Source organism: Dactylosporangium sp. NPDC005572 (assembly GCF_040605515.1).
Taxonomy (GTDB): Bacteria; Actinomycetota; Actinomycetes; order Mycobacteriales; family Micromonosporaceae; genus Dactylosporangium.
Map to the genome: position 1 here is coordinate 8627 of NZ_JBEXCY010000126.1, position 10547 is coordinate 19173.

General features: G+C 76.4%; 12 protein-coding genes. 6 read left to right on the plus strand and 6 right to left on the minus strand.

Annotated features, from left to right (window positions below):
- Positions 1 to 1173, plus strand: a 1173-nt coding sequence (locus tag ABZS66_RS40415; RefSeq protein ID WP_354767353.1) for an MMPL family transporter, incomplete at its 5' end; no start/stop codon positions are given.
- Here the strand turns inward: ABZS66_RS40415 and ABZS66_RS40420 are convergent.
- Positions 1105 to 1731 (minus strand): response regulator transcription factor, encoded by a 627-nt coding sequence (locus ABZS66_RS40420; protein WP_354767355.1) that lies wholly within the window; start codon positions 1729 to 1731, stop codon positions 1105 to 1107. The genes ABZS66_RS40415 and ABZS66_RS40420 overlap by 69 nt on opposite strands.
- 2 nt (positions 1732 to 1733) lie before the next feature.
- Entirely contained in the window at positions 1734 to 3689 is a 1956-nt protein-coding gene (locus ABZS66_RS40425; RefSeq protein ID WP_354767357.1) for a histidine kinase, read from the minus strand.
- Between the two features lie 112 nt (positions 3690 to 3801).
- Between ABZS66_RS40425 and ABZS66_RS40430 the strand changes: the two genes are divergently transcribed.
- The gene (locus ABZS66_RS40430; RefSeq protein ID WP_354767359.1) at positions 3802 to 4119 is read left to right on the plus strand and encodes a hypothetical protein; all 318 of its coding nucleotides are present in this window, start codon (positions 3802 to 3804) and stop codon (positions 4117 to 4119) included.
- An 8-nt stretch (positions 4120 to 4127) separates the two neighbouring features.
- Here ABZS66_RS40430 and ABZS66_RS40435 read toward each other — a convergent pair whose 3' ends face one another.
- Positions 4128 to 4559 carry a hypothetical protein gene (locus ABZS66_RS40435; protein WP_354767361.1) on the minus strand — a complete coding sequence of 144 codons (432 nt, stop codon included), beginning with the start codon at positions 4557 to 4559 and terminating at the stop codon, positions 4128 to 4130.
- 16 nt (positions 4560 to 4575) lie between these two features.
- Positions 4576 to 5250, minus strand: a complete 675-nt coding sequence (locus ABZS66_RS40440) for an MBL fold metallo-hydrolase (protein ID WP_354767363.1) — start codon at positions 5248 to 5250, stop codon at positions 4576 to 4578.
- A 112-nt stretch (positions 5251 to 5362) separates the two neighbouring features.
- On the opposite strand from ABZS66_RS40440, the gene ABZS66_RS40445 reads away from it, so the two are divergent.
- Positions 5363 to 6037, plus strand: coding sequence for an MBL fold metallo-hydrolase (locus ABZS66_RS40445; RefSeq protein WP_354767363.1), 675 nt, complete (start codon positions 5363 to 5365; stop codon positions 6035 to 6037).
- Between the two features lie 16 nt (positions 6038 to 6053).
- Positions 6054 to 6485, plus strand: coding sequence for a hypothetical protein (locus ABZS66_RS40450; protein ID WP_354767361.1), 432 nt, complete (start codon positions 6054 to 6056; stop codon positions 6483 to 6485).
- A gap of 8 nt (positions 6486 to 6493) precedes the next feature.
- Here ABZS66_RS40450 and ABZS66_RS40455 read toward each other — a convergent pair whose 3' ends face one another.
- Positions 6494 to 6811 (minus strand): hypothetical protein, encoded by a 318-nt coding sequence (locus ABZS66_RS40455; protein ID WP_354767359.1) that lies wholly within the window; start codon positions 6809 to 6811, stop codon positions 6494 to 6496.
- Positions 6812 to 6923: 112 nt separating this feature from the next.
- On the opposite strand from ABZS66_RS40455, the gene ABZS66_RS40460 reads away from it, so the two are divergent.
- The gene (locus tag ABZS66_RS40460; protein WP_354767357.1) at positions 6924 to 8879 is read left to right on the plus strand and encodes a histidine kinase; all 1956 of its coding nucleotides are present in this window, start codon (positions 6924 to 6926) and stop codon (positions 8877 to 8879) included.
- Between the two features lie 2 nt (positions 8880 to 8881).
- A complete protein-coding gene (locus ABZS66_RS40465) occupies positions 8882 to 9508 on the plus strand; it encodes a response regulator transcription factor (protein ID WP_354767355.1) in 627 nt (208 codons plus the stop codon).
- Here the strand turns inward: ABZS66_RS40465 and ABZS66_RS40470 are convergent.
- A partial coding sequence (locus ABZS66_RS40470; protein ID WP_354767365.1) for an MMPL family transporter occupies positions 9440 to 10547 on the minus strand: 1108 nt, incomplete at its 5' end. The genes ABZS66_RS40465 and ABZS66_RS40470 overlap by 69 nt on opposite strands.

The window sequence follows — 10547 nt, forward strand, 5'->3', positions numbered from 1 at the left end:
ACGGCCGACACGACGGCCGACACGACGGCCGACACGACGGCCGACACGACGGCCGACACGACGGCCGGCGCGGCGGCCGGCGCGGCGGCCGGCAGCGCGGAGACCGGCAGCGGGAAGATCTGGACCCGGGTCGGCGCCGCCATCGAACGCCGGCCGCGGGCCGTCTGGATCGGCACCGCGCTCGTCCTCGGCGCCATGGCGCTCGGCGTGCCGGCGCTCAAGGCCGACGGCCTGGCGGTCGCCGACCAGTTCACCGGGAAGCCGCCGACGGTCGTGGGGGAGGAGATCCAGGCCCGGCACTTCCCGGCCGGCGCCGGCGACCCCGTCTACGTCGTCGCGGACGCGGCGGCGGCGGAGCAGGTGCGCTCCGCGCTGTCGGCCGTGCCCGGCATCGCCGGCGTGGCGCCGCCGCTGGTCAGGGACGGCGAGGCGCTGCTGCTCGCCGAGCTGACGGACGATCCCAGCAGTACCGCGGCGATGGACGCCGTCGAACGGGCCCGCGCCGCCGTGCACCGGATCGCCGGGGCGGACGCGCAGGTCGGCGGCACCACGGCCGTCATGCTCGACACGCGGCTCGCCGCCGCGCGGGACTCCCGCGTCATCATCCCGATCGTCCTGGTGACGGTGTTCGGCATCCTCGCGCTGCTGCTGCGGGCGGTCGTCGCCCCGCTGCTGCTCATGGCGACGGTGGTCCTGTCGTTCGCGGCCGCCCTCGGCGTCAGCGGCCTGGTGTTCACCCACGTGTTCCACTTCGGCGGCGCGGAGGCGTCGTTCCCGCTGCTGACGTTCGTGTTCCTGGTCGCGCTGGGCATCGACTACAACATCTTCCTGGTGACCCGGGTGCGTGAGGAGGCGCTGCGGCACGGTACCCGCCGCGGCGCGCTGACCGGCCTGTCGGCGACGGGCGGCGTCATCACGTCGGCCGGGCTGGTCCTCGCCGGCACGTTCGCGGCGATGGGGTCGCTGCCGCTGGTGTTCGCGGCGGAGCTCGGCTTCGCGGTGGCGTTCGGCGTCCTGCTGGACACCCTCGTGGTCCGCTCGGTCCTCGTCACCGCCCTGACCCTGGACGTGGACCGCTGGATGTGGTGGCCGGCGAGGCTGCCCTCACCGGGTGAGGTAGGCGAGCACCGCGAGGACGCGGCGGTGGGTGTCGTCGGAGTCCACCAGGCCTAGCTTCTGGAAGATGGCCCGCATATGGGTCTCGACGGTCCGCTCGGCCACGACGAGCCGCGCGGCGAGCGCCGCGTTCGACCAGCCCTCGGCCACCAGGCCGAGCACCTCCCGCTCGCGGGCGGTGAGCGCGGCGAGCCCGTCGTCCCGCAGCAGCGCCCCCACCAGCGCCGGGTCGAGCGCGGAGCCGCCCGCGCCGACCCGGCGCACCGCGTCGAGGAAGTCGTCGACGTGCAGCACCCGGTCCTTCAGCAGGTACCCGAACGCGCCCGTCGGCACCAGCTCCACCGCGTGCTGGCGCACCACGTGCTGCGACAGCAGCAGGATCGGCAGCGCCGGGTGCTCGGCCCGCAGCTGCCGGGCGGCCCGGGCGCCGTCGTCGGTCATCTGCGGCGGCATCCGCACGTCGACGACGATGAGGTCGGGCCGCTCCCGCCGGACCGCGTCGACGAGCGCGTCCGCGTCGCCGACCGCGGCGGCGATCTCGTGCCCCGCCTCCGACAGCAGCCGGGTCAGGCCCTCGCGGAACAGCACCGAGTCCTCGGCGACGACGATGCGCACGGCTACACCCCGGCCCGGACGAACGCCCGCACGAGCGTGCCGGCCCCGGCCGGGCTCACGATCTCGATCCGGCCGCCGAGCGCCGCGACCCGGTCGCCGAGCGCGGTCAGCCCGAACCCGGCGACCGCCCCGCCCCGCCCGTCGTCGTCGACCTCGACGTGCAGCTGCGCCGCGACCGGCCGGACCGTCACCCCGATCCGGGTCGCCCCGGCGTGCTTGAGCGCGTTGGCGAGGCACTCGGCGATCACGTAGTACGCCGTGGTGGCGGCCGCCTCGCTGACGTCCGCGTCGTCGACCCGCACGTCGACCGGGACGGGGGAGTCGCGCACCAGGTCGCCGACCGCGGCCGCGAGGCCCTCGTCGAGCCGGCTGGGGCGCATGCCGTGGGCGATCCGGCGCAGCTCGGCGACGGTCGCCTCCAGCCCGCCGACCGCCGCGTCCAGCTCCGCGTGGACCGGCCCGTCCGGCGCGAGGGTCCGCTGTACCGACCGCAGCCGCATGCCGACCGCGAGGATCCGCTGCTGCGCGCCGTCGTGCAGGTCGCGCTCGAGCCGCTGCCGCTCCTCGGTGACCGCCTCCACCAGCCGCGCCCGGCTCGTCCGCGCGTCCTGCAGCGCCTGCCGCAGCTCGATGCGCAGCCGGCTCACCTCGATCGGCAGCCGCGCCTCGACCGCGAGCTCCCGGGCCTGCCGCCGCCGGCGCGCGGTCGACCGGCCCAGCACGAGCGCTCCGACCTCGGCGTCCCGTGCCGCCAGTGGCAGCAGGTTCTCCAGTGGTACCTCCACCGCCGCACCGGCGAGGTCGACGTAACCGCCGGTGCCGGGCAGCCGCAGCAGCACCCGCAGCGCCGGGTCACCGAGGCCGGCCCGCAGCGCGGCCTCCACCTCCTCCGGCTGGGCCCGCCCGTCCCGCACCGCGCCGACGAACCGCCGGATCGACGCCACCATCACGGTCCGCTCCCGGTCGAGCAGCCGCCCGGCGGCGGCGTGCACCCGCCGGTGCAGCGGCAGCAGCGCCAGGGCGGTGACGAACGCGGCCGCCGTGATGCCGACCCGGTCGTCGGCCCGCGCGCTGACCTGCGCGACGCCGAGCACCACGAGCGCGAACACCCCGGCCGACACGAGCGACGTGACGAGCCACGACACCGTCCCGCTCAGCAGCCGGTCGACGTCGAGCAGGTCGTGGCGCAGAATCGCGATCGCGACGGCCGCCGGCACGAGCAGCACCATCGCGGCGACGAAGCCGGTGTACGCCACCGCGATCGGTGCGCCGGCGAACTCGGCCACCCACCCCGCGGCGAGCAGCACCGGCACCGAGCCCGCGCCGAGCATCAGCCACCGCAGCTGCACCCGGGTGAGGTCGTCGCCGCCGCGGTACCGCGTGACGAGCGCGGCCACGGCCGCGCCCAGCACCGCCAGCAGCACGAGCCCGGCCACGACGTCGAGCACCCGGAACGCGGCGATGCCCAGCGGCAGCGGCGCCGTGCCGGGCAGCGGCCCGCCGCGGTCGGCGTACCCCAGCGGCTCCAGGCCGATGACGGCGATCACCAGCGCCGCCGCGCCCAGGAACGCCCACGGCACGGCCCGCCAGCGCCGCCCGGGCAGCGGGCCGGTCGGGAACACCAGGCACAGCGCCACGAACCCGGCGAAGTTGAGCACCCAGCCCCCGCCACCGAGGTACGCGCCGAGCAGCGCCCCGGGCAGCGGGTGCGCCGTCGCGTAGCTCGCGCCCCAGTCCTCCAGCGCCCACGTGAGCGCCGGCGCCGCACCGAGCCCGGCCAGCGCCGGCCCGGCCGGGCTCGCCGGCCGCCGCCACCCCACCAGCAGCCCGAGCAGGACCGTCGGCGACAGCGCGACGAGCGCCCGCGCCGCCGCGTCCGGCGGCGAGACGGCGAACTGCAGCGCCACGCCCGCGGCGTACGCGAGCACGGCCACCGCGAGCCAGCGCCGGACGGTCACGCCGACCATGCTGCCGTACCGCCCGCGCCGGCCGCATCCGTGCCAGCACACAGACGCGGGACCGGCGCTGGCACGGATGGCGGGCGGCCGCCCGGCGACCACGCTGTACACCATGGAACTCATCGCCATGGTCCTCGTGCCGTTCCCGGTCGGCTTCCTCGTCCGCAACCGGCTGGCGGCCTTCGTCACCTACGTCGCCGTGCACGGCTTCGTGTTCACGGCCCAGACCCTGAACCTGCTCGTCGAGTGGGTGGGCGGCTCGACCGAGGCGTTCGGCGCGTACCCGGACGCGTCGGACCCGGAGGTGCTCGCCTACCTCGTGGTGAACGCGGTGATCTTCGCCGCCGGGCTGGGCCTGGTCTGGCTGGGCCATCGCCTGGGCGCCCGCCGCCGCGCCCGGTCGGCCGCCCCGGTGGCCCTGGAGTCCTAGAACCCCGGTCAGGCCTCCCGCTCGAAGATCAGGTCGAAGTCCTTGCGCCAGGTGTCGCCACCGTCCTGCGACGCGTCCCATCGCCCCTCGATGCGGTCCGCCGTGACGGTGGCGACGAACCGCTGGTGGAAGTCGGGGTCCTCGCGCAGCATGACCCACTCGCCGCCGGTGAACGTCGTACGGTACAGCCGCGACATCGGCCGCGGGTCGTGGTACAGGGCGAGGAGCTGTTCGTCGGAGTCGCTGCGGCCGAACACGAAGTGCCACGCGGGCTCGCCGTTGAGGCCGGCGTCGAACTCGACGAAGGCCTCCCCGAGCCACCGCCCGACGGCCCGCCCGTGCCGGCGGACCTCCCGCGAGCCCAGGAACCAGGCATCGGTCAGCGTGACCCGCCACTGCCCGACCAGGACGTCGAGCGCCTCCATCGCCGGATTCCGCACCGCGTCGCCTCCCGGATCAGCCGGCCCCGAGCAGGGGCTGCCCGTGCCCGAAGCACGTGACCGCGGCGCCGAGCCCGGCCAGCCGCCGGAACGACGCCGCCGTCCCCTCGGGGTCGGCGTTGAACACACCCACCATCACCGTACCGTCCGGCGCCCGCGCCACCGTGTCGCCGGTGAACAGGATCCCCGGCCCGGGAAGGTGGTAGGCGACGCTGCCGGGCGTGTGGCCGGGCACGGCGAGGCACACGGCGCCCACCCCGCCGCCGAGGTCGAGCTCGTCGCCGTCGTCGACCTCGCGATGCACCGGCGCCGGCGGTACCGCCGCATCGGCCATCTGCGCGTGGACCTCGTCCCACAGCCGCCGCTCCCAGCCCGCCAGCACCGGCGGCGCCCCGGCCGCCGCCCCGCGGATCACCGGTGCGTCGAGCCGGTGCGCGACGACCTGCACGTCGCCCCACCCGGCGACCTCGGCCGCCGACCCGGCATGGTCCTCGTGCCAGTGCGTCAGCAGTACCCGCCGCACGTCCTGCCGCCGGTACCCGAGCCCGGCGACGACCCGCTCGATGGCCGGCCCGGACCCGGGCACGCCGGTGTCGACGAGCGTCAGCCCGTCCGGGCCGTGCCACAGGTAGACCTGCCCGACCGGGAACCCCAGCATCACCAGCTGCGGATGCAGCGTCACGACGTCCATGCCCGGACGCTACGAGCCCGGCCGGCCGGCGGGCAGGGCTGTGCGCTGTGGGCGGATCCGCCCACAGCGCACAGCCCTGCCCGCCGGCCGGCCGGGCTCGTAGCGTCCGGGCATGGACGTCGTGACGCTGCATCCGCAGCTGGTGATGCTGGGGTTCCCGGTCGGGCAGGTCTACCTGTGGCACGGCCCGGACGGGCTGACGCTCGTCGACACCGGCGTGCCCGGGTCCGGGCCGGCCATCGAGCGGGTCGTCGCCGGGCTCGGGTACCGGCGGCAGGACGTGCGGCGGGTACTGCTGACGCACTGGCACGAGGACCATGCCGGGTCGGCGGCCGAGGTCGCCGGGTGGGGCGACGTGCAGGTCGTCGCGCACCGGCTCGACGCACCGGTGATCCGCGGGGCGGCGGCCGGGGCGCCGCCGGTGCTGGCGGGCTGGGAGCGGCGGCTGTGGGACGAGGTCCACGCGCAGATGGCCGATGCGGCGGTACCGCCGGCGCCGGTGCATCGCGAGGTCGACGACGGCGACGAGCTCGACCTCGGCGGCGGGGTGGGCGCCGTGTGCCTCGCCGTGCCCGGCCACACGCCCGGCAGCGTCGCCTACCACCTTCCCGGGCCGGGGATCCTGTTCACCGGCGACACGGTGGCGCGGGCGCCGGACGGTACGGTGATGGTGGGTGTGTTCAACGCCGACCCCGAGGGGACGGCGGCGTCGTTCCGGCGGCTGGCCGGGCTCGGCGCCGCGGTCACGTGCTTCGGGCACGGGCAGCCCCTGCTCGGGGCCGGCTGATCCGGGAGGCGACGCGGTGCGGAATCCGGCGATGGAGGCGCTCGACGTCCTGGTCGGGCAGTGGCGGGTCACGCTGACCGATGCCTGGTTCCTGGGCTCGCGGGAGGTCCGCCGGCACGGGCGGGCCGTCGGGCGGTGGCTCGGGGAGGCCTTCGTCGAGTTCGACGCCGGCCTCAACGGCGAGCCCGCGTGGCACTTCGTGTTCGGCCGCAGCGACTCCGACGAACAGCTCCTCGCCCTGTACCACGACCCGCGGCCGATGTCGCGGCTGTACCGTACGACGTTCACCGGCGGCGAGTGGGTCATGCTGCGCGAGGACCCCGACTTCCACCAGCGGTTCGTCGCCACCGTCACGGCGGACCGCATCGAGGGGCGATGGGACGCGTCGCAGGACGGTGGCGACACCTGGCGCAAGGACTTCGACCTGATCTTCGAGCGGGAGGCCTGACCGGGGTTCTAGGACTCCAGGGCCACCGGGGCGGCCGACCGGGCGCGGCGGCGGGCGCCCAGGCGATGGCCCAGCCAGACCAGGCCCAGCCCGGCGGCGAAGATCACCGCGTTCACCACGAGGTAGGCGAGCACCTCCGGGTCCGACGCGTCCGGGTACGCGCCGAACGCCTCGGTCGAGCCGCCCACCCACTCGACGAGCAGGTTCAGGGTCTGGGCCGTGAACACGAAGCCGTGCACGGCGACGTAGGTGACGAAGGCCGCCAGCCGGTTGCGGACGAGGAAGCCGACCGGGAACGGCACGAGGACCATGGCGATGAGTTCCATGGTGTACAGCGTGGTCGCCGGGCGGCCGCCCGCCATCCGTGCCAGCGCCGGTCCCGCGTCTGTGTGCTGGCACGGATGCGGCCGGCGCGGGCGGTACGGCAGCATGGTCGGCGTGACCGTCCGGCGCTGGCTCGCGGTGGCCGTGCTCGCGTACGCCGCGGGCGTGGCGCTGCAGTTCGCCGTCTCGCCGCCGGACGCGGCGGCGCGGGCGCTCGTCGCGCTGTCGCCGACGGTCCTGCTCGGGCTGCTGGTGGGGTGGCGGCGGCCGGCGAGCCCGGCCGGGCCGGCGCTGGCCGGGCTCGGTGCGGCGCCGGCGCTCACGTGGGCGCTGGAGGACTGGGGCGCGAGCTACGCGACGGCGCACCCGCTGCCCGGGGCGCTGCTCGGCGCGTACCTCGGTGGCGGGGGCTGGGTGCTCAACTTCGCCGGGTTCGTGGCGCTGTGCCTGGTGTTCCCGACCGGCCCGCTGCCCGGGCGGCGCTGGCGGGCCGTGCCGTGGGCGTTCCTGGGCGCGGCGGCGCTGGTGATCGCCGTCATCGGCCTGGAGCCGCTGGGGTACGCCGACCGCGGCGGGCCGCTGCCCGGCACGGCGCCGCTGCCGCTGGGCATCGCCGCGTTCCGGGTGCTCGACGTCGTGGCCGGGCTCGTGCTGCTGGCGGTGCTGGGCGCGGCCGTGGCCGCGCTCGTCACGCGGTACCGCGGCGGCGACGACCTCACCCGGGTGCAGCTGCGGTGGCTGATGCTCGGCGCGGGCTCGGTGCCGGTGCTGCTCGCCGCGGGGTGGGTGGCCGAGTTCGCCGGCGCACCGATCGCGGTGGCGTACACCGGCTTCGTCGCCGCGATGGTGCTGCTCGTGCCGGCGGCCGTCGCGATCGCGATTCTGCGCCACGACCTGCTCGACGTCGACCGGCTGCTGAGCGGGACGGTGTCGTGGCTCGTCACGTCGCTCGTGTCGGCCGGGGTGTTCGCGCTCGTGGTGCTCGGCGTCGCGCAGGTCAGCGCGCGGGCCGACGACCGGGTCGGCATCACGGCGGCCGCGTTCGTCACCGCCCTGGCGCTGCTGCCGCTGCACCGGCGGGTGCACGCCGCCGCCGGGCGGCTGCTCGACCGGGAGCGGACCGTGATGGTGGCGTCGATCCGGCGGTTCGTCGGCGCGGTGCGGGACGGGCGGGCCCAGCCGGAGGAGGTGGAGGCCGCGCTGCGGGCCGGCCTCGGTGACCCGGCGCTGCGGGTGCTGCTGCGGCTGCCCGGCACCGGCGGTTACGTCGACCTCGCCGGTGCGGCGGTGGAGGTACCACTGGAGAACCTGCTGCCACTGGCGGCACGGGACGCCGAGGTCGGAGCGCTCGTGCTGGGCCGGTCGACCGCGCGCCGGCGGCGGCAGGCCCGGGAGCTCGCGGTCGAGGCGCGGCTGCCGATCGAGGTGAGCCGGCTGCGCATCGAGCTGCGGCAGGCGCTGCAGGACGCGCGGACGAGCCGGGCGCGGCTGGTGGAGGCGGTCACCGAGGAGCGGCAGCGGCTCGAGCGCGACCTGCACGACGGCGCGCAGCAGCGGATCCTCGCGGTCGGCATGCGGCTGCGGTCGGTACAGCGGACCCTCGCGCCGGACGGGCCGGTCCACGCGGAGCTGGACGCGGCGGTCGGCGGGCTGGAGGCGACCGTCGCCGAGCTGCGCCGGATCGCCCACGGCATGCGCCCCAGCCGGCTCGACGAGGGCCTCGCGGCCGCGGTCGGCGACCTGGTGCGCGACTCCCCCGTCCCGGTCGACGTGCGGGTCGACGACGCGGACGTCAGCGAGGCGGCCGCCACCACGGCGTACTACGTGATCGCCGAGTGCCTCGCCAACGCGCTCAAGCACGCCGGGGCGACCCGGATCGGGGTGACGGTCCGGCCGGTCGCGGCGCAGCTGCACGTCGAGGTCGACGACGACGGGCGGGGCGGGGCGGTCGCCGGGTTCGGGCTGACCGCGCTCGGCGACCGGGTCGCGGCGCTCGGCGGCCGGATCGAGATCGTGAGCCCGGCCGGGGCCGGCACGCTCGTGCGGGCGTTCGTCCGGGCCGGGGTGTAGCCGTGCGCATCGTCGTCGCCGAGGACTCGGTGCTGTTCCGCGAGGGCCTGACCCGGCTGCTGTCGGAGGCGGGGCACGAGATCGCCGCCGCGGTCGGCGACGCGGACGCGCTCGTCGACGCGGTCCGGCGGGAGCGGCCCGACCTCATCGTCGTCGACGTGCGGATGCCGCCGCAGATGACCGACGACGGCGCCCGGGCCGCCCGGCAGCTGCGGGCCGAGCACCCGGCGCTGCCGATCCTGCTGCTGTCGCAGCACGTGGTGCGCCAGCACGCGGTGGAGCTGGTGCCGACGGGCGCGTTCGGGTACCTGCTGAAGGACCGGGTGCTGCACGTCGACGACTTCCTCGACGCGGTGCGCCGGGTCGGCGCGGGCGGCTCCGCGCTCGACCCGGCGCTGGTGGGGGCGCTGCTGCGGGACGACGGGCTCGCCGCGCTCACCGCCCGCGAGCGGGAGGTGCTCGGCCTGGTGGCCGAGGGCTGGTCGAACGCGGCGCTCGCCGCGCGGCTCGTCGTGGCCGAGCGGACCGTCGAGACCCATATGCGGGCCATCTTCCAGAAGCTAGGCCTGGTGGACTCCGACGACACCCACCGCCGCGTCCTCGCGGTGCTCGCCTACCTCACCCGGTGAGGGCAGCCTCGCCGGCCACCACATCCAGCGGTCCACGTCCAGGGTCAGGGCGGTGACGAGGACCGAGCGGACCACGAGGGTGTCCAGCAGGACGCCGAACGCCACCGCGAAGCCGAGCTCCGCCGCGAACACCAGCGGCAGCGACCCCATCGCCGCGAACGTGCCGGCGAGGACCAGCCCGGCCGACGTGATGACGCCGCCCGTCGCCGACAGGCCGGTCAGCGCGCCGCGGCGGGTACCGTGCCGCAGCGCCTCCTCACGCACCCGGGTCACCAGGAAGATGTTGTAGTCGATGCCCAGCGCGACCAGGAACACGAACGTCAGCAGCGGGAACGACGCCTCCGCGCCGCCGAAGTGGAACACGTGGGTGAACACCAGGCCGCTGACGCCGAGGGCGGCCGCGAACGACAGGACCACCGTCGCCATGAGCAGCAGCGGGGCGACGACCGCCCGCAGCAGCAGCGCGAGGATGCCGAACACCGTCACCAGGACGATCGGGATGATGACGCGGGAGTCCCGCGCGGCGGCGAGCCGCGTGTCGAGCATGACGGCCGTGGTGCCGCCGACCTGCGCGTCCGCCCCGGCGATCCGGTGCACGGCGGCGCGGGCCCGTTCGACGGCGTCCATCGCCGCGGTACTGCTGGGATCGTCCGTCAGCTCGGCGAGCAGCAGCGCCTCGCCGTCCCTGACCAGCGGCGGCGCCACGCCGGCGATGCCGGGCACGGCCGACAGCGCGGAGCGCACCTGCTCCGCCGCCGCCGCGTCCGCGACGACGTAGACGGGGTCGCCGGCGCCGGCCGGGAAGTGCCGGGCCTGGATCTCCTCCCCCACGACCGTCGGCGGCTTCCCGGTGAACTGGTCGGCGACCGCCAGGCCGTCGGCCTTGAGCGCCGGCACGCCGAGCGCCATGGCGCCGAGGACGAGCGCGGTGCCGATCCAGACGGCCCGCGGCCGGCGTTCGATGGCGGCGCCGACCCGGGTCCAGATCTTCCCGCTGCCGGTCTCCGCGCTGCCGGCCGCCGCGCCGGCCGCCGCGCCG

Coding starts and splice junctions, on each gene's coding strand:
- ABZS66_RS40430 (WP_354767359.1), top strand. CDS start 3,802: ATGGAACTCATCGCCATGGTCCTCGTGCCGTTCCCGGTCGGCTTCCTC.
- ABZS66_RS40440 (WP_354767363.1), bottom strand. CDS start 5,250: ATGGACGTCGTGACGCTGCATCCGCAGCTGGTGATGCTGGGGTTCCCG.
- ABZS66_RS40445 (WP_354767363.1), top strand. CDS start 5,363: ATGGACGTCGTGACGCTGCATCCGCAGCTGGTGATGCTGGGGTTCCCG.
- ABZS66_RS40455 (WP_354767359.1), bottom strand. CDS start 6,811: ATGGAACTCATCGCCATGGTCCTCGTGCCGTTCCCGGTCGGCTTCCTC.